We start from the raw sequence: 24,020 nt of genomic DNA, 5'->3' as shown, positions 1-24,020 counted from the left end.
TGCGCGCTCACGCATGGAGCGGCAGCGACACCGTCACCGACGTGGGCCCGCCCGCGGGACTGCTGATGTCCAGCGTGCCGTCCACCGTACGGACGCGCTGCGTCAGCCCCGTCAGACCACTGCCGGTCCCGGTCTCCGCGCCGCCCCGTCCGTCGTCGGTGACGCACAGCCGCAGCACGCCGTCCAGCTGCGTCACTCTCAGCACGGCATGGTGGGCGCCGCTGTGCTTGATGACGTTGGTGAGCAGTTCGGCGGCGCAGAAGTAGGCGATCGTCTCGATGGCCGGGGTGGGCCGGTCGGGGACGTCGACGGCCAGTTCGACGGGGACGGTGCTGCGCGCGGCGAGGGTGGCGAGGGCGTCGGGGAGGCCGTCGTCGAGGGCGGGCGGGTGGATGCCGCGGGCGAGGTCGCGGAGTTCGGCGAGGGCTTCGGTGGCGTTGTGGTGCGCGGACTCGACCAGTCGGCGCACCCGGGCGTCACCGTCCGGGCCCAGGTGTTCCCTGGCCATGTCGAGGCTCAGGGCGAGCGCGACGAGCCTGACCTGGGCCCCGTCGTGCAGGTCCCGCTCCAGGCGCCGCAGGAGGGCCGCGGAGTCGTCGACGGCGAGGGCACGGGTTTCCTCCAGGTTCCGTACCCGTTCGGTCATCGCGCCGGGGCCGAGCAGCGCCCGCACCAGAAACCGGTCCACGGCAACGACACCCCGGGTGAACCAGGGTGCACCCAAGAGGATGACCACGCCGGCGGCGGCCGTCACGAAGGTGCCCGCGAAGGAGGTGCTGTGGGGCGCGCCCCCGCCGACCGGGGTCGGATTGACGGTCTCTATGGGGCGCTGCCCGAAGGCCCAGCGCAGGGGCGCGGAGAGGTTGATCAGACCGGTGACCCACCAGGCGACCGCGTCCAGACCGAAGGCTGCGACCGGCAGCTTCACCAGGACATAGGCCACCGAACGCCAGCCCGTCGCGTCCCGCAACCGTGAGTCCAGACGCGTGAACGCCCCGCCCGTCGGCCTGTGCGGTACAGGCGTCCGTACGGCCTCCCCCAGCAGTCTCCCGGCCAGGCCCCGGTGCACCACGGCGAGGGCCCGCGCCAGGCCGAGGGCCGCGGCGACCAGCAGCAGCCCGAGGACGGCACCGACGAGCGAGAGGGCGAATCCGGCACCGACGGCGAGAAGCACGACGACGAGAAGGAAACCGGCGAGCGCGAAGGGGAAGCCGAACAGGCAGTACGCGGCTTCGGACCAGGCGCGGGTGGTGAAGGGGGCACGCAGGACGGTCCGCAGGGCTCCCGGCCGCACCGTGTCTGGTGTGTCGCGCATGGTTCCAGTGTCCTGTTCCAGCGAGCGGGCGGGCTGCATGGCTCTAGGCATCCCGCCGCACCAGCAGCCAGCCACCGGCCCCCAGCGCCGCCACCACGTACAGGCACAGCACCGCGAAGCCCACCCACGGCGAGAGGCACTCGGCCACCGGCTTGGACACGGCCAGCGAGTTTCCGACAATCATGGTCGGGAAGAACTTCGCCACCGTGGTGCCGGTCAGTCCGGCGAGCGCCGCCGGTACCACGTACAACAGCCCGACCAGTGTCCCGACGGCCGCCGCGGTGTGCCGTACGACGGCCCCGATCGCGATACCGATCAGCCCGACCAGGGCGAGATACACACCGGAGAGCACCACCGCGCGCAGCACCCCGGGGTCGCCGAGGGCCAGCCGGGGCACCGCCGGGTCGAGGGCGAGCCGTCCCGTGAAGAAGGTGACGAAGGTGATCGCCTCTCCGATCGCCAGCGTGACCAGGCCGAAGACTCCGGCCTTGGCGGAGAGAAGGAGTGGCCGGTTCGGAACGGCGGCGAGGGTGGAGCGGACGGCGCCCGAGGAGTACTCGCCGGTGACGACGAGCACGCCCAGCACTCCGACGATGAGCTGGCCGAGGGCGAGGCCCGCGAGGAGGTTGTTCACGGGGTCGAAGGTGTCCGCCTGCGCGGCGCCGGGTGCCTTGGTGTTGGCCATGGTGAGGACACCGATGGCGATCATTCCGACCACGGTGGCGAGCAGCGCCCACAGCGTCGAGCGCAGGCTGCGCAGTTTGATCCACTCCATGCGTGCCGCGTGGGTGAATCCGTAGTGCCCCGTCATCAGAGCGGTCATGACTGCCTCCTTCGGCGGGCCGTCGGCGCGATGCCCCGGTACTCCGCGCTGTCACGGGTGAGTTCGAAGAACGCCTCCTCCAACAACCGCCCGCCTGCGGTCAGTTCGGTGACGCTGGTGTCCGCGAGCAGTCGGCCCCGGCCGATCACGATCAAGTGGTCGGCGGTGAGCGCCATTTCACTGATCAGATGGCTGGAGAGCAGGACGCTCCGCCCTTCGGCGGCGAGCGATTTCATCAGCGTGCGGATCCAGCGCACACCCTCGGGGTCCAGGCCGTTGACAGGCTCGTCGAAGAGGAGGACGGCCGGGTCGCCGAGCAGTGCCGCCGCGATACCGAGCCGCTGGGACATGCCGAGCGAGAAACCACCGGCCCGCCTGCCCGCCACCTCGGTCAGCCCGACGATGTCAAGGACGGCGTTCACCCGGGCGCGGGGGATGCCACTCGCGGCGGCCAGCGCGGCCAGGTGGCTCCGCGCGCTGCGGCCGGGGTGGTGGGTGCGGGCTTCCAGCAGGGCCCCGACCTCGCGCAGCGGCCAGCGCAGCTCCCCGTACGGCTTGCCGTTGACGTGTGCGGTGCCGGTGTCGGGCCGGTCGAGGCCCATGATCATGCGCATGGTGGTGGACTTCCCGGACCCGTTGGGGCCGAGGAATCCGGTGACCGCGCCGGGACGGACCTCGAAGCCGAGTCCGTCGACGGCGACTTTGTCCCCATAGCGTTTGGTGAGTCCGCGGGCTTCGATCATGGCTGCTTCCTGGTGGTCGACCTCATGAACCTCATGCAGTCGAAGCTACGAACACGCACCGGACACCGGAACGGGGATTTCCTCCGACCCGCCTGGGGGAATTCCCCCACGACCCCTTTCCTGCCCCACAAAGGAACAAGATGACACGGAAGAAGGCCCTGGTGGTGCGAGGCGGCTGGGAGGGACACCAGCCGGTCAAGGCCACGGAGCTGTTCCTGCCCTTCCTCGAAGGCCATGGATACGACGTCCGGATCGAGGAGTCGCCCGACGTCTACGCCGACACCGCCGAGATGGCCGCCACCGACCTCGTGGTGCAGTGCGTGACGATGTCGGAGATCACCGCCGAGCAGGTCGCGGGACTGAGTGCCGCGGTCGTGGCCGGCACGGGTTTCACCGGCTGGCACGGCGGGATCGCCGACTCGTTCCGTGCCTCCTGCGACTATCTCCACCTGGTGGGCGGCCAGTTCGCGACCCACCCGGGCAGGGAGCCGTGCGAGCGGCGAGGCGGTGAGGAGGACAACTTCCTGCCCTACGTCGTCCACATCACCGATCTCGGGCGTGAACACCCCGTCACCGCGGGCGTCGAGGACTTCGAGCTGCACACCGAGCAGTACTGGGTGCTCCACGACGACCTGATGGACGTCCTGGCCACCACCATCCATCCCGCACAGCCGTGGCAGCCCTGGCACCGGCCGGTCACCTCGCCGGCGGTGTGGACCCGGCAGTGGGGTGCCGGACGTGTCGTGGTGACGACACCGGGGCACAGCCTCGACGTACTGGAGAACCCGAACGTCCGTACCGTCATCGAGAGGGGCATGCTGTGGGCGACGCGCACCGCATCGGCGTCGTAGGTCTCGGCGTCATCTCCCGTGCCTACCTCGACACGCTCGTCGGCCGCTCCGCCGTGCGCGTCACCGCGGTCGCCGACCTCGACGCCTCCCGCTCGGCCGCGGTCGCCGCCGAACTGCCGGGCGCACGGGCGCTGTCCGTCGAGAAGTTGCTGAGCAGCCCGGACGTCGACACGGTGCTGAACCTGACCGTCCCGGCGGCGCACGCCGAGATCGCCCTCGGTGCCATCGCCCACGGCAAGAACGTCTACGGCGAGAAGCCGCTGGCCGCCGAACTCGCCGACGCCCACGCCGTCCTGGAGGCGGCGGCGAAGGCGGCGGTCGGCGTGGGATGCGCGCCGGACACCGTCCTGGGCACCGGAATCCAGACGGCACGGGCGGCGGTGGAGGCCGGTTCCATCGGCCGCCCCCTGTTCGCCTCGGCGGTGATGGTCACCCCGGGCCACGAACGCTGGCATCCCCACCCCGACTTCTACTACACCCCCGGTGGCGGCCCCCTGCTGGACATGGGGCCGTACTACCTGTCCTCCCTGGTGCACCTGCTGGGCCCGGTGCGGGCCGTGATCGGGGCGTCCAGCCGGCTGCGCGCCGAGCGGGTCATCGGTTCCGGGCCGCGCGCGGGCGAGCGGATCCCGGTCGAGGTCGACAGCCATGTCTCCGGGGTCCTCGAACACGAGGGCGGAGCACTGACGACGATCACGACGAGTTTCGACGGCGTGGCGACCACGGCCGCGCCGATCGAGGTGCACGGCGAGACGGGCACCCTCACGGTCCCGGACCCGAACAACTTCGACGGCGAGGTACGGCTCCTCGGACTGGGCGAGCCGGAGTGGCGCACGCTTCCGCCGTCGGCGGGCTACGTCGGCGCCGCCCGTGGCGTCGGCCTGCTCGACTTCGTCGCCGCCGACGGACAGCGGGCGCCGCGCGCGGGCGGTGAGCTCGCCCTGCACGTACTGGAGACGATGACCGCCCTGCTCCGCTCGTCGGCCGAGGGCCGGCGGATCGAGCTGTCGACGTCGGTGCGGCGGCCCGTTCTGGTACCGCTGACGCCACCGGAGAAGTGGCGGTGATCAGTCCACGGGCCAGGTGTGCGCGGGCGCGTTCAAATGCATGTAGTCCATGTACGTCATCGTCATGCGCCGTAGCGCCTCCTGGCGGTCGGAGACACCGGTCTCCAGCTGGTGGACCGTCTCCGCCTGCCACAGGGCGCCGTTACGGGCGGTGACACAGCGCTGTTCGATGACGCCGAGCAGGGGTTCGCGCCACTCGGCGTCCATGCCGGCCAGCTCCAGGCCCCGGTGGGCCAGCGGCAGCAGGCGCCGCAACACCAGCTCCGTGACCGGCACTTCTCCGACCCCCGGCCAGTACAGGCGGGCGTCGATGCCGTCACGGGCGGCAGTGTGGAGATTCTCCTCGGCCACCGCGAAGGACATCCGGGTCCACACCGGTCGGTCGTCGTCGACGAGGGCGCGTGTCAGGCCGTAGTAGAAGGCGCCGTTGGCGATGATGTCGGCCACCGTGGGGCCCGCGGGCAGGACCCGGTTCTCGATGCGCAGATGCGGGCCGCTGTCGGTGACCGCGTAGACCGGGCGGTTCCAGCGGTAGATCGTGCCGTTGTGCAGGGTCAGTTCGCCCAGTTCCGGAACACCGCCGCCGTCGAGCGTCTCCTGCGGTTCCTCCTCGTCGCAGTTGGGCAGGAGCGCCGGGAAATAGCGCACGTTCTCCTCGAAGAGGTCGAACACGCTGGTGATCCAGCGTTCCCCGAACCACACCCGGGGCCGTACGCCCTGGGCCTTGATCTCCTGGGGGCGGGTGTCGGTGGCCTGCTCGAAGAGGGGGATGCGGGTCTCGCGCCACAGTTCCCGGCCGAAGAGGAAGGGCGAGTTGGCGGCGAGGGCGATCTGTACACCCGCGACGGCCTGCGCCGCGTTCCAGTAGTCGGCGAACTCCTTGGGGTCGACCTGGAGATGGAACTGGGTGCTGGTGCAGGCGGCCTCGGGGGTGATGGCGTCGGCGTACATGGCCAGCCGGTCCACGCCGTCCACCTTGATGTGCAGGTCCTCGCCGCGGGCCGCGAAGATCTGCTCGTTGAGCAGTCGGTAGCGGGGGTCGCCGGACAGGGCGGTCTCGCCGACGTCCGTCTCGCCCAGGGTGGGCAGGATCCCGACCATGATCAGGTGTGCGCCGACCGCCGAGGCGCGTTCCTCGGCATGGTTGAGGGCGTCACGGATCTCCTGCTCCCAGGAGTCGGGACCACCGGCGGTCAGCCGCCGCGGCGGCACGTTGATCTCCAGGTTGAAGCGGCCAAGCTCGCTCGCCCAGGCGGGGTCGGCGATGGCCTGGAGCACCTCGGTGTTCCGCATGGCGGGGAGACCGTCGTCGCCGACCAGGTTGAGCTCGATCTCCAGCCCGACCTGCGGCCGCTCGCTCTCGAAGCCCGACTCGCGCAGCATCTGCGCGAGGACGTCGAGGCAGGTGTGCATCTTGTCCCGGTACCGACGGCGGTCCTCCCGCGTGAACACCAGGGCCGGCACATCACGTCCCATCGGGCCCTCCCGAGTCCCCTCGGCGGATACCTCTCTCTCGTCCCAGAGTCCCACCTCGGACGCGCCCCGGACAGTCAGCGCGACCACCGGGGCGGTGAGCGACACTCCGCTCACAGAACGTGCGCTCCGGCCCGGCGCCAGAGGGGCGCGGTGGCGAGGGGCAGCTCGACGTGCTGCCATTGCGGGCCGGTGACCAGGCCCCGGCCGCCGGTGTACGGCAGCCACTCCCCCGGCGGGAACCACACCTGTCTGCGTCCTCCCGGCGCGTACGGCGGGGCGACCAGGAGGTCCGGGCCGAGCAGGTACTGGAGGTCGGCGGCGTGGGCGTCGGGGCGGTCGGGGTGGTCCAGGGCCATGGGGCGGGCGAGCGGCTCGCCGGTGCGGACCGCGTCGGCGGCGGCCGAGCGGACGTACGGCAGCAGACCCGTGCGCAGGCGGGCCGCGTGCAGGACGGCCGCGTACGCCTCCTCGCCGAAGTCCCAGGGCAGCCGTGACGTCATGCCGTGGAAGCGGCTGAGCGGCGAGAGCAGTCCGAACTGGGCCCAGCGGACGAAGAGTTCGGGATCGGGGGTGCCGTGGAAGCCACCGATGTCATGGCTCCAGAAGGGATGCCCGGAGAAGGAGAGCGACAGTCCCGCGCGCAGCGTCGACGCCAGGTCCTGCCAGCTCGCGTTGGAATCACCGGTCCACTTGGCGCCATGTCTCTGCCCGCCCGTCCAGGTCGAACGGCCCCAGGTCAGCCCGTGGCCCGCGACTTCCCGGGTGACCTCCGCGACGAGGTCGTGGAACAGGAGGGGGTGGAGGTTGTGCAGACGGTCGCCGGTCATGCCGTTGTACGCGACCACGTCCACCGGGACCGCCTCGCCGAAGTCGGTCTTCAGAACCGAGACACCGGTGGCCATCACCTGGCGGATACGGTCCCGGAACCAGTCGACCGCGCCGGGATGGGTGAGGTCGAGGAGTCCCGAGTCGGGGTGCGCGCCTCCCCAGACCTGGCCGATCCAGGTGGCGCCCGAAGCGGTGCGCAGGAACCAGCCGTTGCGGTCCGCCTCGGCGAAGTACGGGCTGTCGACACTGACGTACGGGTTCATCCAGAGCGAGACGTGGAAGCCCTGCCCGGACAGGTCGGCGATCAGCCCTCGCGGGTCGGGGAACGCCTCGGTGTCCCACCCCAGGTCCGACCAGCAGCCTTCGCGCTGCCAGTACGTGTCGATGTGCAACACCTCGCAGGGAAAGCCGAGTTCACGTACACGGCGGGCGCGCTCGCACACGTCGGCCGCGCTCTCCGGGCGGAAGCCTCCGGAGATCCATGGGCTGAAGGCCCACTCCGGCGGCAGCAGGGCGGGGCCTGTCAGGTCGCGGTAGGTGCGCAGGCACTCGGCGGGGGTGCCGGTGATCAGGTAGTAGTCGAGCTCCTCGTCGGGGACGGTGAGCGACCAGGCACCGGTGTTGCTGTGGGCGAGGTCGAAGGAGGCCGCGGTGGTGGTGTCCACGAGGACGGCGTAACCCCGGCTGGAGATCAGGTACGGGACCGCCTTGTAGGAGCGGGTGCCGGTCGAGCCCTGGGCGTCCTCGACCCAGCAGTCGACCCGTTGGCCGCGCAGGTCCGGGCCGGTGAAGCGCTCACCGAGGCCGTAGAAGTGCTCGTCGGGTTCGGTGACCCAGCTGTCGTGGTAGGCCGGTCGACCGTCCGTGAGTTCGGTGACACCGAGGGGCAGGACGGTCGTACGGCCGGTGGGGTCGCTCACGTCGGCGGCCTGACGGAGGTGAGGGTCCGTCAGTTCCAGGGCGAGGGGCGACAGATGGACGTTCAGATGCAGCCTGTCGAGGTGGAGGGTGAACCCGTCCGGTGACTGCTCGACCGTGCAACGGGTGTCCTCCGGTGCGGTCACGACGGAGATCCGGGGCGCCGCGGGTACGTCGTCCAACCGCAGTGTGATCCGCAGGGAGTTGCCCGTCGCGGGGCGCAGGCGGAGGATCCCGGTACGTCCGGCCGCCGTACGTACGTCGAGCGTCACGCCGTCCGTGTCCGCGCGGGCGACCCAAGCGCCGGCCAGGGGGTCCAGCACGGCCGGGGTCAGGGGTGGAGGCGGTGCCACCCAGGGTGTGCTGTCACGAGGATGCATGGCGTTCAGCCCCTTACGCTGCCTGCGGTGAGCCCGCCGACGATGAAGCGCTGGAAGACGGCGAACACACAGACCACCGGGATGCTGATGAGGGTGGCGGTGGCCATCAGGGCGCCCCAGGACGTCCCGTGCTGTCCGATGAAGGCGTTGAGGAGGACGGTGACGGGCTGGACGTCCGGTCCCTGGGCGAGCGTGAGGCCGAACAGGAACTCGCCCCAGCCGATCAGGAAGGACAGCCCGGCCGCCGTGACCACGCCGGGCACCATGAGAGGCAGGACGACCCGCAGCAGCACCCCGGGCAGTCCGCAGCCGTCCACCAGGGCCGCCTCCTCCAGATCCGGGGAGACACTGCGCATGACCGGACGCAGCACGATCACCGTGAAGGGCAGCGTGAGGGTGGTGTCGGCCGCGATCAGGCCCAGGTAGGTGTCGGTGAGCCCGGCCCGGCGTTCGAGGATGAACAGCGGGGCCGCCAGCACGATGGCGGGCGGGAGTTGGGCGACGAGGAGCGCGAGCACCATCACGCCGGAGCCGCGCATCCGGACCCGGGCAAGCGCGTAGGCGAGCGGAACGCCGAGCAGCAGGGTGAGCGCGACCACCCCGCAGGAGATGACGAGGCTGTTGAGCAGGGCGCGGGTCAGTCCCTCGTAGCCCAGGGCCGTCGCATAGTTCTCGCCGGTGACGGGGCTGGGCGCCCACTGCGGGTCCGGCGCCTGGATACGGTCAGGACGGGTGAGGCTGGTCTTCACCATCCAGTACACCGGCAGCAGGAAGACGGCGGTGATCGCCGTCGCGAGGGCGGTCAGCAGCCAGGGGTGACGTGGTGCCTTCATACGGCGCCTTCCGTCGGCGCTTCTTCCTCGTTCCGCAGCCGTCGTACGTACCAGGCACCTGCCAGCAGCGGTACGACGAGCAGCAGCAGGCCAGCCGCCGCGCCCTGGCCGAACCGGAAGAACGTGAAGAAGACCTCGTAGACGTAGAGGGAGAGCACCCGGGTGGCGTCGACGGGACCGCCGCCCGTCATCACGAAGACGAGGTCGAAGACCTTGAAGGTGTACAGGAGGCCGAGGAGGAGGACGGTCACGGAGACGGGCCGCATCATCGGGAGGGTGATGTGGCGGAAGCGCTGCCAGGCGTTCGCTCCGTCGAGGGCGGCGGCCTCGTGGAGCTGGGGGTCGATGGTGTGCAGTCCGACCAGGAGCAGCAGCATGTTGAAGGGCACGCCGACCCAGACGTTGGCGAAGATCACCCCTGCCAGCGAGGTCGACGGGTCGGTGAGCCAGTCGTGGGACAGACCGGCTTTCCCCAACAGGTCGTTGTAGGCGCCGGATTCGGCGTCCAGCATCCAGCGGAAGAGGGTGCCGCTGACCACCGGGGGCAGCAGCCAGGCCACCAGCAGGAGTGAGCGCAGCAGGCCGTTGAGCGGGAACGGGCGGGCGAAGAGCAGGGCGAGGGCGAAGCCGATCGTGAACTGGAGCAGCAGCGAGCCCAGGGTGAAGACCAGGGACAGGCGTACCGAGTGCCAGAAAGCGGGGTCGTCGACCACGGTCCGGTAGTTGTCCAGCCCGTTGAACCGCTCGGCCCCGCCGAGGAGTTGGCCCAGGTCGACGTCGTGGACGGAGGTCCACACCGTGTAGCAGAGCGGATAGGCGAGGAAAAGGGCGAGGAAGGCCAGGCCCGGCAGGCAGAACAGGTAGCCGGTCTGGCGGCGGCGCGCGGAGGGCTGCTTCATTGCTGATCCAGCGCCTTGTCGAGCTTCACGGCCGCCGTCTTCGCCGCGGCGGACGGCGACGCGGACCCGGCCAGCACCGCCTGCTCGGCCTCTGCGACGGCCTGGGATGCCTCGGCGTAGTGGGCGCCGTACTGGCGTGGCCGGGCGAGGGGCAGCTGACTGAGGAAGAGCCGCAGGGCCGGGTCGGAGGCCCAGCTGCCCTGGTCGGCGAGGTCCTTGCGGGCGGGGAGCTCACCGAAGGACACCAGGTACGGCACCAGGACCGAGGGACGCTGGGTGTACTCCAGGACCTCCCACGCCTTGTCGACGTGCTTGCTGCTCGCCATCACGACCCAGTTCTCGCCGCCCAGACAGGTGGCGGCGGCCTTGTCGCGGGGCAGGGCCACGACGTTCCAGTCGAAGTCCGCCTTCTTGAGGGTGGGGATCTGCCAGGGGCCGTTGATCTGCATCGCGGCGCGCTGGTTGAGGAAGCGGGTGTTGACGTCCTGCTGGGTCCAGCCCACGCACTGTTCGGACAGGGAGCCCTTGGCGATCAGTTCGTCGAGGAAGGTGAGGGCGGTGGCGCCGTAGGTGCCGAAGGTGTCGAGGTCGCCGCCCGCCTGCCAGAGGAACGGCAGGAACTGGAAGACGCCCTCCTCGGTCTTGATCGCGCTCAGCGCCAGGCCGAAGCGATCGCCGCTCGTCAGCTTCTGGGCGGCGGCGGCCAGTTCGTCCCAAGTGGTGGGGGGCTCGACGCCGGCGGACTTGAGCAGGCGGGTGTTGCAGTAGAGGGCGAGGCAGTTGCTGTTGTTGGGGATGCCGAGGGTCTTGCCGCCGACCTGGCAGCCGGACCACGGGCCCTTGTAGTACTGGTCCGCCTGGCCCCAATTCTCGACCCTGGCGGTGAGGTCGGCCAGCAGACCGCTGCCGCCGAGGGTGTTCATGGAGACGTTGTCGACGATCGCGAGGTCGGGCAGGTCACCGGAGATCGCGCCCAGGGTGATCTGCCGCTCCAGCTCCGCGAAGGGGAAGCTCCGCCGCTCGATCTTCACGTCCGGGACACCGGCCTCGATGTCCTTGATCAGACGGTTCATTCCGGGCTGGAAGTTGTCCAGGGTGAAGTAGTCCCACCAGCGGAGGGTGACCGGGCCCGACTCGGACGAGCTGCACGAGGTCAGACCGAGGGCGGCGGTGGCCGCCGCCACGCCGGAGACACGCAGGAAACCACGGCGGTCGACGGGGTACGACATGGTCTGCTCCCAGAGGTTCGATGATCGGGCACAGAAACCGACGTATCAGAAATCCAGGTCGATATCGGGGAAATCGGGTAGATCGGACTCGGGTTCCGATCCCGGCACCGGCCGGCAGGGCCCCGTGCTCGCGCGCAGGGTGATCAGGGGTTTCAGCAGGACGTGCCGGGGAGGCAAGTCGGGTGAGCGCAGCCGACGCATCATCAGGTCGACGGCGAACCGGCTCATCTCCTTGGCGGGTATCTCGGACGCGGTGAGCGGCGGGTCCACCTGTTCGGCCCAGGGGCTGGCGGCCACGCCTACGACGGAGAAGTCACGCGGCACGCTGCGGCCGTGCCGGGTGAGTCCGCGGTACACGCCCTCCAGGGCCGCTTCGTTCAGGGTGACCAGCGAGGTCGTCTCCGGGTCGTCGGCCAGGATCCGCTCCACGGCCTCCTCTCCCGAGGCGAGGTCGTCGCCGCAGAGGTAGGCGTGCGGGGTGAGCAGCAGTTTCTTCATCGTCTCGGTGTAGCCCTCGCCACCGAGCCGGGCGAAGCCGTAGCCGCTGTCGAAGAGCTGCTCGGACCGGTTGACGAAGGCGATTCTGCGATGGCCGAGGTCGACGAGGTGCTGGACGCAGCCGCCGGCCAGACCGGCGAAGTCCAGGTCGACCCAGTCGACCGCGTCGGCCCGGTGATTGCGGCCGATGGCCACGAAGGGGAAGCCCGCGTCGGCGAGTCGCTCGACCCGGTCGTCCTCGCGGCGGATCTCCATCACGATCACCCCGTCCACCCGCCGGTCGTCGACCATCCGCGGGAACGAGGGGTCGTCATGGGTGCCGGCGGGCGCGAGAAGCAGGTCGTAGCCGTGTTCGGCGGCGGCCTGGGCCACGCCGCCGACGAAGGCGAGCTGCATGGTGGTGTAGTCGCCGCGGCGGCCGGAGGGCGGGTAGAGGAGACCCAGCGTGTGCGTGCCGACGCCCCAGTCGCCGTTTCTGGTGCCCGGTGCCATGGTCATCCGGCCGGGAGGGACTGTTCGGCCCAGATGGTCTTGCCGACCGGGGTCTGACGGGTGCCCCAGCCCTGGGTGAGCTGGGCGACCATGTGCAGTCCGCGGCCGCCCTCGTCGTAGGTGCGGGCCCGGCGCAGGTGCGGGGCGGTGCTGCTGGCGTCGGATACCTCGCAGATCAGGGTCCGGTCGCGGATCAGCCGCAGGCCGATCGGTACGGCGCCGTAGCGGATCGCGTTGGTGACCAGCTCGCTCACCACCAGCTCGGTCACGAACGCCGCCTCCTCAAGGCCCCAGGCGGCGAGCTGGCGGGTGGCCTGGGCGCGGGCGTCGGCCACGATCGCCGGGTCGGAGGGCAGGGACCAGGCGGCGACCTGGTCGGCGTGCAGGGCACGCGTACGGGCGAGGAGCAGGGCCACGTCGTCGGCGGGGCTCTCGGGCAGCAGAGCCTTGAGGACCCTGTCGCAGGTGGCTTCCAGGGAGGTGACGGGGCCTGCCACGGCCTCGCAGAGCCGTTCGAGCCCGAGGCCGACGTCACGCTCGCGCGACTCGACCAGACCGTCGGTGCAGAACGCCAGCAGACTGCCCTCGGGCAGCTCCAGTTCGGTGCACTCGAAGGGCAGCCCGCCGATGCCCAACAGCGGTCCCGGGCTCAGTTCGACCACGCGGACCGTGCCGTCGGGGAGCAGGACGACGGGCGGGACGTGTCCCGCGCTGGCGAAGGTGCACAGGCGGGAGACGGGGTCGTAGACGGCGTACAGACAGGTCGCGCCGATCTCGCCGGTGACGATGTACGGCAGGTCCGGGGGGATGTCCTTGTTGTCCGTGGCGAGATGGGAGACCAGGTCGTCGAGGTGGGTGAGGAGTTCGTCCGGGGGCAGGTCCACGTCGGCGAGGGTGCGGACTGCGGTGCGTAGCCGGCCCATGGTGGCGGAGGCGTGGATGCCGTGCCCGACCACGTCCCCGACGACCAGGGCCACGCGGGTGCCGGACAGCGGTACGACGTCGAACCAGTCGCCGCCGACGCCCGCGCCGGTCCCGGCGGGCAGATAGCGGTACGCCACCTCGACGGCCGCCTGTCTGGGCAGGTCCCGGGGCAGGAGGCTGCGCTGGAGGGTGAGGGCGTTGGTGCGTTCGCGGGTGTAGCGGCGGGCGTTGTCGACGCCGACCGCGGCCCGCCCGGCGAGCTCCCCGGCGAGGAGCAGGTCGTCCGGTTCGAAGGGCGGGGAACCGCCGATGCGGGCGAAGACCGCGACTCCGAGGGTGATGCCACGGGCGCGCAGCGGGGTGGCCATGACGGAGTGGAATCCGTACTGCTCGTTGCGGGCGGTACGGGTCTCGTCTCCGGCGATCCAGCGAATGAAGTCGGGGTCGTCCGCGCCGCTGAGCACCGCTCTCCCGTCGGCGAGACAGCGGGCGGGCGGCGAGAAGGGAGGGTAGGTGTCCATCCCGCCGAGATCGACGGCCGCCTCGGGCACCCCTTCGCCCTCGGCGGCGGACTGGTGGGCGACCCTGCGGAGCACGACGGCCGCGTCGACCGGTCCCGGTACGGGTTCGTCCCCACGCAGTACGGAGTCCAGCAGATCCACGCTGACGAAGTCGGCGAGCCGCAGGACGGCGAGGTCGGCGAGCTCCTGGGCGGTGCGGGTCACGTCCAGGGTGGTGCCGACACGGGTGCCGGCCTCCTGGAGCAGAGCCAGCCGCTGCCGTGCCGCGTGCTGGTCACTGCTGTCGAAGGCGGCGGTGCCCACACCGACGACCTCACCGGTGGCGGGGTCCCGGACGGGCCACAGCTCGATGACCCAGGCGCGGTGGTGGGTAGCGGTGGGGGCGGCGGTGGCACCGGGGGCACACGAGGGCTCCGGTGCCAGGCACTCGTAGCGCATCGGCGTCCCTTCTTCGGCGACCCGCCGAACGCACCGGAGAAAGCCTTCGTCGGCGGGCGCGGGGGCCCGCTGCTCACGGCCGGTGGGGGTGCCGGCGTCGACGCGGGTGCGGAGGCCGGCACTGGCGCCCGTGTCAGCGCCGGTGGCCGTGTCAGGGCCGGTGCCGATGCCAGTTCCGGTGCCCGTGTCAGGACCGGTGCCGATGCCAGTTCCGGTGCCCGTGTCAGCGCCGGTGCCGATCCAAGTTCCGGTGCCCGTGTCAGGGCCAGTGCCAGCGCTCGTATCAGCGCCCATGCCGATGCCGGGGGCCGGGGACATCCCGATCCCGGCAAGCCGTCCGCGTCCGGCGCCAGGAGCCCGGCCAGTCCCGGTGCGGGTGCCGGCGCCAGTCCCGATGCCTGTATCAACCCCCGTGCCCACATCGGTGGCCCGGGACTTCCCGTTCCCGGCAAGCCGTCCGCGTCCGGCGCCAGGAGCCCGGCCGCCCCCGGTCCCGGGCGCCGTCACCGGTGCCGGTCCCGGTGACGGTGACGGGTCGGGCTCGGGAGGCTGAGCCGGTCCAGTGTCGGCCGCCCGGGCGCCGCCGTACCCTATGGCCTGCTCCGCGCCGCCCTCCGCGACCACGTTCCGTCGCCAGGAACCTGACGCTGTGGTGTAGGTGGTGAGCGGGATCGAGGCCTGGTCGAAGGCCCAGTCCACCATGCTCCGGTCGGAGGAGCCCGTGGTCACAGCCACGACAAAGGCCTGTGCCGTGCCGTCCGCGCCCAGCGACGGCTGGGCGTACAGGGTCACCTCGACGCGGTGGCCGTCCCGATGCCGTAGCACCGCCGTGCCCCGCCATTCCTGGGAGCCGGGGAAGGAGATCCCCATCGCCTCGGGAACTCCCCCGGCGACGAGCAGATCGGTCGCGGCGTGTCCTACGACCTCCGGGGCACGGTGGCCCAGCAGCCGCCGGGCGCCCTCGCTCCACCCCGTGACCGTGCCGCCCTGGCTGAGGGTGACCGTCGCGAGGTCGGCTGACCACCCGCAGTGACCGTTCCCTTGATCGAAAGTGGCCATTCCTGCTCAATTCGCGCGGTGAGGTGCCTCACAGACCCAGAGTGCGCGCCGCGCAGGAATCGGACAAGTCAGATCCAAGGCCCGTACGCTCCCAGGCGTCAGACCCGCATCGCCGCGCCCCTCTCACAGCGTGGTCCCCGGACCGCAGCATCCCTCACGCCGCGGTTGCCGGCTCACTCCGAGCCATTCCTCATCCGAGGACGCGTCGGAGGTCGCACAGGTGGAGGCACAGGAGGAGGCACCAGCACGCCGTACGGAGTCGAAGGCACCCCCGGGCGCCCTCGAAGTCGTAGGACTTGACTCGGTAACGGGGCCGGTGCACGGGCATCGCCGCCGCGAACGGGATCCGCTCCCCCGCCCTGGGCTCCCTGGGGTCGACCAGGCGGAACTGCCTGTTCACCGCGAGCAGTGGGATGGTCGCGGACGGTCCAGCGCGGCGGTGCGGGCAGGACGTCGCCGTCGACGGCAACGGGAATGCCGTCCACGACGAGGGCGCATGCCGCGGTGGGCGCGGGCGTGGTGCACAGGTGGGCGAGGCGGCCGCCGGGTGAGACGGCCGGGGTCATGAGCTGGGCGAGCGGGCGAGCGGGCCTCACTCGCTGGAGGTGAACCGGGCCGGCCGTCCTCCCGGCCGGAAGGCCGTACGACAACACGGTCGGCCGCGGATCCGGCACCGACCGCCCGGGAGAAGACAGCCGCAGCACCGCCGAGGAGCGAGTCGTCGCAGGCCCAAGGCTCTGCGCCAGGGCCCTGGGTCGAAGATGTCCCGGCCTCGGCGTCCCGGCGACACGCTGTCCGGCCGGTCGGACGGTCCCCCGCGCCATCCGACCGGCCATCGGCCGTACGAGCGGGGACGCTATCGGGCGGCGGCCGGTGCGGTCTTGGAAGAATTTGCACTCCCGGAGAGCGCCACCGCCCCTTCCACCCGACGCGCGGCGACCATCCGTCCGGGGGTGGTGCCGGCGATGGCCCGGAACTCGCGGTTGAGGTGCGCCTGGTCGTAGAAGCCGCAGACGGTGGAGATCTCGGTCAGACTCGTGGCCCCGCCGTCGAGCAGGGCCACGGCTCGGCGGAAGCGCAGCACCCGGGCGGACGCCTTGGGGGTGAGCCCGATCTGCTGGGTGAACCGCCGGATCAGGTACCCCTGGCTCCAGCCCACTTCGGCGGCGATACCGGCGATCGGGATCGCTCCCGCGCTGCCGGAGAGCAGCTGCCAGGCGTGGCCGACCTCGGGCGAGGGTTCCGGGCCGTGTCCGAGGCGGTCGAGGAGAGCCTCGTCCAGCAGATCGAACCGGGCTGCCCAGTCACGGGTGGCCGTGAGCCGCTCCACCAGAAATCCGGCCTCGGGTCCGAGCACGTCCCGGATCTCGATGGTCAGGTTCGTCAACTCGCTCATCGGCAGGCCGAACAGCCGATAGGCGCCCAGGGGCGTGAACTCCACCCGGATCGCCTCCTGGCCGCCGGGATGCGTACAGATCGCGGGCCGGTCCTCAAGTCCCACCACCAGGGACCCGATGCTCCCGCTGCCCCCGCCCGGCATGCCGAGGCGCCGGACCTGCGAGAAGGGCTCCGCGAGGCTGATCAGCAGGGTCGCCCGCCCGGTCGGCACCAGCCGCACCTCGTACGGTGTGGGCACCGCTTCCCAGTAGCCGACGTAGCTGCGTAAGTAGGGTCGCAACCCCGGATGCCAGGGCCGTGTGACCCGCCACAGCCCGCCGAGCCGCGCCACCTCCACCGCGCCCGTCCCAGCCATGACGTCACGTGTGCCAAGAACCACCAAGAGGCTCCCCTCACCCCCGAGGGACCACCCTGAACCGACCGACCGCCGGTTCCGCCGCGCTCTCGCCGTGCGTCCGGCGAGGTGGCCCGATCGTTCCGCCTGCTTCCCAGTATCCCCGTCGCCGCTCCCGGCCCACCGGTACCGAAGTGAAGACGAGTGCAGATCCGATGGGGGTTCCGAGCCCGAAGCGCGGGGCGCACCGTGATCCGGAGCGCTCACTCGAACACCCTTGCCGACAACCGAGCGCACACCTACGCTGCTTTTGTGCCGCAAATAAACAAAGCCTGGACGCACAGTGCCGTGCGGGGCCACCGAAGCGATCTCACCCGGCTCCGCATCGCCCTCACCGTCTTCTTCGCTCTGGACGGGTTCATCTTCGCCGGGTGGGTCGTCCGCATCCCCGCGATCAAGGAACAGACCGGCGCCTCCGCCAGCGCCCTCGGCCTCGCCCTCCTCGGCGTCTCGGCCGGCGCGGTGATCACCATGATGCTGACGGGTCGGCTGTGCCGCCGGTACGGCACCCATCAGGTCACCGTCGTCTGCGCCGTGCTGCTCTCCCTCAGCGTCGCACTGCCACCGCTCACGCACTCCGCGGTGGCACTCGGCGCCGTACTGCTGGTCTTCGGTGCGGCCTACGGCAGCATCAACGTGGCGTTCAACAGTGCAGCGGTCGACCTCGTGGCCGTTCTCCGCCGGCCCATCATGCCGAGCTTCCACGCCGCCTTCAGCCTCGGCGGCATGACGGGTGCCGGGCTCGGCGGGCTGGTCGCCGGAAGCCTCTCCCCTGCGCAACACCTGCTCGGCCTCACCGTGATCGGCCTGCTCGTCACCCTTCTCGCCGGCCGGACCCTGCTGCGCATCCAGCCCCCGGTCCCCGCGGGGACCTCCCCCGAGCAGAAGTCCGCACCGCGCCGCCTGGACACCCGCACCCGCGGCCTCGTCATCACCTTCGGTCTGATCGCCCTGTGCACGGCCTACGGCGAGGGCGCGCTGGCCGACTGGAGCGCCCTGCATCTGGAGCACGACCTCGACGCCACAGCCGGAGTCGCGGCGGTCGGCTACTCCTGCTTCGCGCTCGCCATGACCATCGGCCGGCTGACCGGCACCAAGCTGCTCGAACGGCTGGGCCAGACCCGCACGCTCGTGGGCGGCGGCACCACCGCCGCACTCGGCATGCTGCTCGGCGCCCTCGCCCCGTCCGTGTGGGCGGCACTGCTCGGCTTCATGATCACCGGGCTCGGACTCGCGAACCTCTTCCCCGTCGCCGTCGAACGCGCGGGCAGACTGGCCGGACCGGACGGGGTCGCCATCGCCTCCACCCTCGGCTACGGCGGCATGCTCCTCGGCCCGCCCGCCATCGGCTTCATGGCCGACTGGTTCTCCCTCCCCACCGCCCTCACGAGCGTCGCGGCACTCGCCGCCACGGCCGCGGCCATCGCCCTGCTGACGCGACGGGCGGCAACGGCCTGACCCGGTCGGGGCGGCGCGGAGCCGCAGCTCGAAGTGCTAAAGGTGGGCAGCAGAGCAGCACCGTCGGGCACACTCACCCCATGGAGACAGCCGAGTTCATCGAAATCCTGGAGCGGGAAGGCGAGTTGCTGGCGTCGGCCGCCGAACAGGCCGGGACGGACGCCAAGGTGCCGACCTGCCCGGACTGGCAGGTGCGGGACCTGTTGCGGCACACGGGGGCGGTGCACCGCTGGGCGGCGTCGTTCGTGGCCGAGCAACAGACCTCCTTCCACCCCTTCAACGACGCACCCGCCCTCGACGGCGAGGAGTTGCTGACCTGGTTCCGCACCGGCCACCGCCGCTTGGTCGACACGCTCGCCTCCGCCGCACCCGACGTGCAGTGCTGGCACTTCCTGCCCGCACCGTCACCGCTCGCGTTCTGGGCCCGGCGCCAGGCACACGAGACAGCCGTCCACCGCTTCGACGCGGAGGCGGCACGCGGCGGCACCCCCGACGAGCTCGGCCGGCACTTCGCGGCCGACGGCATCGACGAACTGCTCCGCGGCTTCCACGCCCGCACGAAGAGCCGGGTCCGCAGCGCCGAGCCCCGGGTACTGCGGGTGCGGACGACCGACGCGGACGGCGCGGTGTGGACCGTACGCCTGACCGAGGACCCACCGGCAACCGAGTACGGCGACGCGGGCACCGCCGACTGCGAGGTGTCCGGCCCAGCCGCCCGCCTGTACCTGGCCCTGTGGAACCGGGTGCCCTTTCCTTCGGTGACCGGGGATGTCTCGGTGGCCGGACTGTGGCGGGAGACGTCCGCCGTGGGTTAGACGAGAGGGCCTCTTTCCCCAGCACAACAGCCTGGCCCAAGAACAACGGATCTCATCCGGATGACATCACCCTCGACCTGGCCGTCGCCGCCACGCGGACCGGCCCGGCGAGGACATCCACGGCGGGCAGTTTCGTTTGGTCCACCTGGCGGGCTCCTGCACGTGCACCCACTGCGATCCGGTCTGAAACTTCCACGCGATCCCGCATCGATCACTCGCGATGGTCCCGCCACCGGCCACCGCGCTTCGGCGTCCGGTCCGGAAGCTACGACTCGATCCGCCCCCGCTGCGCGTCAGCCAACGCCACATCCGGACCAACGATCAGACCGATCCGGAGGAGCGGCCAAGTGCGGCCTGAGCCGTCGACCCGACCGGGAGCCGTCCACCAGGCGATCACTCGGGCTGCCATCACTTCCGGCTGCGAAGCCAGAGGGGAAAGACCGACTCGCCCATCCTGTTACAGACGAAACCACCTACGACGGCTCCAACATCCTCGTCAGAACCGCGCGTTGCACCGGCAAGGCATCCCCATGCAGCATGCGCCCCTTCGACGTGAGGGACACGCGCACGCCCCGCCGGTCCTCCGCACACATCCCGCGCTCGACGAGCCCGTCCTTCTCCAGCCGGGCGATGAGCCGGGACAACGCGCTCTGGCTCAGATGGACCCGCTCGGAGATCTCCTGGACGCGGTAGGCGCAACCCCCGTCGGCGAGGACGTCCAGTACCTCGAAGTCGCTGGCGCACAGGCCGTGTTGGTGCAGGGCACGGTCCAGTTCGCACTGCGTGCGCGCGTGCAGTGCCAGGATGTCCCGCCACTGCTCCGCGAGCGCCTGCTCGGGCTTCTTCGCCACCATGCGCGGCACCGTAGCAGAGAAGGCGGATTATTGCATCGGCATTAAATGCTCTTGCATTGGATGCATGCGCATGTACTGTCTTCGGCATGACCTCTCCGCTCACCACCCCCGCGGACCCGTCCTCAGCGGTCCGCTGGACACCCAGGCTCTGGGGCACCCTGCTGGTGCTGTGCGCCGCGATGTTCCTGGACGCGCTGGACGTGTCGATGGTCGGCGTCGCGCTGCCGTCCATCGGCGCCGACCTGGGCCTTTCCACCGCGACGCTGCAATGGATCGTCAGCGGCTACATCCTCGGCTACGGCGGTCTGCTGCTCCTGGGCGGCCGTGCCGCCGACCTGCTGGGCCGACGCCAGGTCTTCCTGGTGGCGCTCGGCGTCTTCGCGGTCGCCTCGCTGCTCGGCGGCCTCGTCGACTCGGGCCCGCTGCTGATCGCCAGCCGCTTCGTCAAGGGCCTGAGCGCGGCCTTCACCGCGCCCGCCGGTCTGTCCATCATCACCACGACCTTCGCCGAAGGCCCCCTGCGCAACCGGGCGTTGTCCATCTACACCACCTGCGGCGCCACCGGCTACTCCATGGGTCTGGTCTTCTCCGGCCTGCTCACGGAGGCCAGTTGGCGCTACACCATGCTGCTGCCCGCCCCCGTGGCCCTGCTCGCCCTCGTCGTGGGCCTCAAGCTGCTGCCGCGCAGCGAGCGCGAGAAGAGTACCGGCGGATACGACATCCCCGGCGCCGTCCTCGGCACCGCCTCGATGCTGCTGCTGGTGTTCACCGTCGTCCAGGCACCGGAAGCGGGCTGGGGCTCGGCCCGCACCCTCCTTTCCTTCGTCGGCGTAGTCGCCCTGCTGACCGCCTTCGTGGCCGTCGAGCGGCGCAGCCCGAGCCCGCTGATCCGGCTCGGCGTGCTGCGCTCGGGGCCTCAAGTGCGGGCGCAGCTGGGGGCGTTGACGTTCCTCGGCAGCTACATGGGCTTTCAGTTCCTGGTGACCTTCTATATGCAGCAGTTGCTCGGCTGGTCGGCGCTGCACACCGCGCTGGCGTTCCTGCCGGCGGGTGCGCTGGTGGCGCTGTCCGCGACCAAGGTGGGCACGGTCATCGACCGGTTCGGCACACCACGGCTGATCGTGGTGGGCTTCGCCCTGATGGTCGTCGGCTACCTGCTGTTCCTGCGCATCGACCTCGCCCCGGTCTACGCGTCGGTGATCCTGCCGACCATGCTGCTGGTAGGCGCCGCCTTCGCCCTGACCTTCCCGTCCCTGAACGTCCAGGCCACCAACGGGGTCGACGAGCACGAGCAGGGCATGGTCTCGGGTCTGCTCAACACCTCGGTCCAGGTGGGCGGCGCACTGTTCCTCGCCGTGGTGACGGCGGTCCTGACGGCGAACGCCCCCGCGGAGGGCGCGTCCCCGCAGGCCGTCCTCGACAGCTACCTGCCCGCCCTGACGGTGGTCACCGGGATCGCGCTCGCGGGCCTGCTGATCTCGCTCACGGGACTGCGCGTCCGGCGCCGCCGACCGACCGTGGTGGTCGCCAAGTCCCTCTCCCAGGAGGCGAAGCGCGTACCCGTACGCGACTAGGGGGTGTCTCTCCCGCACCGGGTGCCCGGCGGAGCCTGCTTGCTCCGCCGGGCACCCGGCTGTGAGACTCGGAGGATGGAGACCTACGGGGGACGCCGGAACCAGTCCGAGCGGGACGCCATCACCGTCGAGATCGGATACGCCCTGTTCAGTGCGCTGTTCGCGGCCGCCGTGCTCTTCGGGGCGGTGGCCGGGCCGGCGCTGTTGTTCGAACTCCCGGGCACCGTGGAGACATTGCTGCTCCGCCTCGGCCTATTGCTCGCTCCCGTGGTCTTCTTCGCCCGGGTGATCAGCGTGCTGGTGCGGTTCCGGCAGGACGACGTTCAGCCCAGCCAGCCCGGCCGCACCAGCCCCGACTCGTAGGCCAGCACGACGAGTTGGGCGCGGTCGCGGGCGCCCAGCTTCACCATCGTGCGACTGACGTGGGTCTTCGCGGTGAGGGGGCTGACGACCAGGCGGCGGGCGATCTCCTCGTTGGACAGGCCGATGCCGACCAGGGCCATCACCTCCCTTTCCCGCTCGGTGAGTTCGGCGAGGGCGCCCTCGGCGGCGGGCTCTTTGGAGCGGGCCGCGAACTCGGCGATGAGACGTCGGGTCACTCCCGGAGAGAGGAGTGCGTCGCCGTCGACCACCGCCCTTACGGCACGCAGGAGTTCCTCCGGCTCGGTGTCCTTGACCAGAAAGCCGGAGGCGCCGGAGCGGATCGACTCGAAGACGTACTCGTCGAGTTCGAAGGTGGTGAGCATGACCACCTTCACATCGCCCAGAGCAGGGTCCTCCGTGATGCGCCGGGTCGCGGCCAGGCCGTCGAGCAGGGGCATCCGGATGTCCATCAGGACGATGTCCGGCCGCATTTCACGCACCTTGCGCAGCGCCTCCTCACCGTCGGAGGCATCCCCTGCCACCTCGATGTCCGGCTGCGCGTCGAGCAACGCCCGGAAGCCGGCCCGTACCAGTGACTGGTCGTCGGCGAGCAGTACGCGGATCACCGGTCGTCCTCCTTGGCCTTCACCTTGAGCGGCAGTACGGCGAGCACCCGGAACCCTCCGTCGGGACGCGGGCCCGCCTCGATCGTGCCACCGAGTGCGGCGGCCCGCTCCCGCATTCCGGCCAGACCGTTGCCGCTGCCGCCCGCGTCGGCGCCGGTCGCGGGTCCGTCGTCGTCGATACGGAGCCGTAGGGCGCCGTCGTCGTGAGCGAGCCGCACGTGCGCGTGCCGCGATCCTGAGTGCCGTACGACATTGGTGAGCGCCTCCTGGACGATCCGGAAGGCGGCGAGGTCCGCGCCGGGCGGCAAAGGCGGTGCCGTTCCCTCCACCTCGACAGTGAGCCCCGCGCCCGCGGCCTGGGACACCAGCTCGGGCAGCCGGTCGAGGCCGGGTGCCGGGGCACGGGGCGCGTCACCGGGCGTGCGGAGGGTGTCGAGCACCTGGCGGACCTCGCCGAGCGCCTCCTTGCTGGCGGCCTTGATGGTGGTGAGCGCGGTGCGGGCCTGTTCCGGGTCGGCGTCGAGGAGGGCGAGACCGACGCCGGCCTGGACGTTGATGACGGAGATGCTGTGGGCGAGCACGTCGTGCAGCTCGCGGGCGATCCGCAGCCGCTCCTCGTCGGCACGCCGCCGCGCGGCCTGGGCGCGTTCGGCGCGTTCCCGGGCCCACTGGTCGCGCCGGGTCCTGGCCAGCTCCGACACGGCGACGATCGCGACGGTCCACGCGGCGATCACGCCCTCCTGCCCCCAGGGCACGGCGGAGTCCCTGGACGGCGGCAGCCACTGGTAGAGCCAGTGAGCCACCAGGACATGCCCGACCCAGAGCATCCCGAGCGCGGTCCAGGCGGCCTTGCGATGCCCCGCCACGATGGCGGTGAAGCAGGCGAGGGCGACGGTCAGGAAGACCGGCCCATAGGGATAGCCGGCGCCCAGATACAGCATCGCGGCGGCGGCCGTACCGAAGACGACGAGCACCGGCTGCCGATGCCGCCACAGCAACAGCCCCGAACCGGTCACCAGCAGCACCCGCGCGAAGGTGTCCAGCGGGGCTCGCTCCCCGACCTGCTCGGACTCGGCGAAACGCGATCCCGCGAGCACGAAGGCCGTCAGCAGCACGGTGGACGGCCAGGGCCACCGGGTCCCCCGCCGCTCGCCACCGGTGCGGTCCCACCACGACGGCCCCTGCCGCCACCACCGCGCCGGGCCGCCCCCGCGCACGCCCTGCTCACCGTCCATGACAGCCAC

19 protein-coding genes and 1 pseudogene are annotated in these 24,020 nt (G+C 71.1%); 6 read left to right on the top strand and 14 right to left on the bottom strand.

Translation table 11 applies throughout. From position 1 onward, the window contains the following. Positions 1-7: 7 nt before the first annotated feature. The 3 genes and pseudogenes from ACI2L1_RS32775 to ACI2L1_RS32765 form a co-directional block, all read right to left on the bottom strand. A complete protein-coding gene (locus tag ACI2L1_RS32775) occupies positions 8-1,315 on the bottom strand; it encodes a sensor histidine kinase (RefSeq protein ID WP_404743041.1) in 1,308 nt (435 codons plus the stop codon). A gap of 43 nt (positions 1,316-1,358) precedes the next feature. After that, entirely contained in the window at positions 1,359-2,138 is a 780-nt protein-coding gene (locus tag ACI2L1_RS32770; protein ID WP_404743040.1) for an ABC transporter permease, read from the bottom strand. A gap of 104 nt (positions 2,139-2,242) precedes the next feature. Further along, a pseudogene (locus ACI2L1_RS32765) lies at positions 2,243-2,881 on the bottom strand (ATP-binding cassette domain-containing protein); the annotation flags it as partial. Between the two features lie 140 nt (positions 2,882-3,021). On the opposite strand from ACI2L1_RS32765, the gene ACI2L1_RS32760 reads away from it, so the two are divergent. Together ACI2L1_RS32760 and ACI2L1_RS32755 are read left to right on the top strand one after the other, a co-directional pair. Further along, entirely contained in the window at positions 3,022-3,732 is a 711-nt protein-coding gene (locus ACI2L1_RS32760; RefSeq protein ID WP_404743039.1) for a ThuA domain-containing protein, read from the top strand. Then, a complete protein-coding gene (locus ACI2L1_RS32755; RefSeq protein ID WP_404743038.1) occupies positions 3,702-4,799 on the top strand; it encodes a Gfo/Idh/MocA family protein in 1,098 nt (365 codons plus the stop codon). The genes ACI2L1_RS32760 and ACI2L1_RS32755 overlap by 31 nt, the downstream gene beginning before the upstream one ends. Here the strand turns inward: ACI2L1_RS32755 and ACI2L1_RS32750 are convergent, their stop codons facing one another. The 8 genes from ACI2L1_RS32750 to ACI2L1_RS32715 form a co-directional block, all read right to left on the bottom strand. After that, positions 4,800-6,275 (bottom strand): glutamate-cysteine ligase family protein, encoded by a 1,476-nt coding sequence (locus ACI2L1_RS32750; protein WP_404743037.1) that lies wholly within the window; start codon positions 6,273-6,275, stop codon positions 4,800-4,802. 110 nt (positions 6,276-6,385) lie between these two features. Beyond that, the gene (locus tag ACI2L1_RS32745) at positions 6,386-8,401 is read right to left on the bottom strand and encodes an alpha-xylosidase (RefSeq protein ID WP_404743036.1); all 2,016 of its coding nucleotides are present in this window, start codon (positions 8,399-8,401) and stop codon (positions 6,386-6,388) included. Positions 8,402-8,406: 5 nt separating this feature from the next. Next, positions 8,407-9,234, bottom strand: a complete 828-nt coding sequence (locus ACI2L1_RS32740; RefSeq protein WP_404743035.1) for a carbohydrate ABC transporter permease — start codon at positions 9,232-9,234, stop codon at positions 8,407-8,409. Beyond that, positions 9,231-10,133, bottom strand: a complete 903-nt coding sequence (locus tag ACI2L1_RS32735) for a carbohydrate ABC transporter permease (protein ID WP_404743034.1) — start codon at positions 10,131-10,133, stop codon at positions 9,231-9,233. The genes ACI2L1_RS32740 and ACI2L1_RS32735 overlap by 4 nt, the downstream gene beginning before the upstream one ends. Beyond that, positions 10,130-11,362: an ABC transporter substrate-binding protein gene (locus tag ACI2L1_RS32730; RefSeq protein ID WP_404743033.1), complete on the bottom strand. Its 1,233-nt coding sequence runs from the start codon at positions 11,360-11,362 to the stop codon at positions 10,130-10,132. Before ACI2L1_RS32730 ends, ACI2L1_RS32735 begins: the two co-directional genes overlap by 4 nt. Positions 11,363-11,407: 45 nt before the next feature. Next, the gene (locus ACI2L1_RS32725; RefSeq protein ID WP_404743032.1) at positions 11,408-12,358 is read right to left on the bottom strand and encodes a LacI family DNA-binding transcriptional regulator; all 951 of its coding nucleotides are present in this window, start codon (positions 12,356-12,358) and stop codon (positions 11,408-11,410) included. Further along, entirely contained in the window at positions 12,355-15,294 is a 2,940-nt protein-coding gene (locus ACI2L1_RS32720; RefSeq protein WP_404743031.1) for a SpoIIE family protein phosphatase, read from the bottom strand. The genes ACI2L1_RS32725 and ACI2L1_RS32720 overlap by 4 nt, the downstream gene beginning before the upstream one ends. A gap of 856 nt (positions 15,295-16,150) precedes the next feature. Beyond that, a complete protein-coding gene (locus ACI2L1_RS32715) occupies positions 16,151-17,047 on the bottom strand; it encodes a helix-turn-helix domain-containing protein (protein ID WP_404743030.1) in 897 nt (298 codons plus the stop codon). A 327-nt stretch (positions 17,048-17,374) separates the two neighbouring features. Here ACI2L1_RS32715 and ACI2L1_RS32710 point away from each other — a divergent pair, with 327 nt between their 5' ends. Continuing rightward, entirely contained in the window at positions 17,375-18,544 is a 1,170-nt protein-coding gene (locus ACI2L1_RS32710) for an MFS transporter (RefSeq protein WP_404743029.1), read from the top strand. A gap of 80 nt (positions 18,545-18,624) precedes the next feature. Next, positions 18,625-19,359 (top strand): maleylpyruvate isomerase family mycothiol-dependent enzyme, encoded by a 735-nt coding sequence (locus ACI2L1_RS32705; protein ID WP_404743028.1) that lies wholly within the window; start codon positions 18,625-18,627, stop codon positions 19,357-19,359. A 473-nt stretch (positions 19,360-19,832) separates the two neighbouring features. Here ACI2L1_RS32705 and ACI2L1_RS32700 read toward each other — a convergent pair whose 3' ends face one another. Beyond that, entirely contained in the window at positions 19,833-20,213 is a 381-nt protein-coding gene (locus tag ACI2L1_RS32700) for a MarR family winged helix-turn-helix transcriptional regulator (RefSeq protein WP_404743027.1), read from the bottom strand. Between the two features lie 86 nt (positions 20,214-20,299). On the opposite strand from ACI2L1_RS32700, the gene ACI2L1_RS32695 reads away from it, so the two are divergent. After that, positions 20,300-21,787, top strand: a complete 1,488-nt coding sequence (locus ACI2L1_RS32695) for an MFS transporter (protein WP_404743026.1) — start codon at positions 20,300-20,302, stop codon at positions 21,785-21,787. A 75-nt stretch (positions 21,788-21,862) separates the two neighbouring features. Next, entirely contained in the window at positions 21,863-22,150 is a 288-nt protein-coding gene (locus ACI2L1_RS32690; RefSeq protein ID WP_404743025.1) for a DUF6332 family protein, read from the top strand. Here the strand turns inward: ACI2L1_RS32690 and ACI2L1_RS32685 are convergent. Next, on the bottom strand, positions 22,111-22,776 hold the full coding sequence (locus tag ACI2L1_RS32685; RefSeq protein ID WP_404743024.1) for a response regulator: 666 nt from the start codon (positions 22,774-22,776) through the stop codon (positions 22,111-22,113). The genes ACI2L1_RS32690 and ACI2L1_RS32685 overlap by 40 nt on opposite strands. Then, the gene (locus ACI2L1_RS32680; RefSeq protein WP_404743023.1) at positions 22,773-24,011 is read right to left on the bottom strand and encodes a sensor histidine kinase; all 1,239 of its coding nucleotides are present in this window, start codon (positions 24,009-24,011) and stop codon (positions 22,773-22,775) included. Before ACI2L1_RS32680 ends, ACI2L1_RS32685 begins: the two co-directional genes overlap by 4 nt. Between the last annotated feature and the right edge of the window lie 9 nt (positions 24,012-24,020).

This window comes from Streptomyces sp. NPDC019531, assembly GCF_044903305.1.
GTDB lineage: Bacteria > Actinomycetota > Actinomycetes > Streptomycetales > Streptomycetaceae > Streptomyces.
The sequence above is the reverse complement of the archived record's forward strand: the minus strand, read 5'-3'. Positions and strand labels throughout refer to the sequence as shown.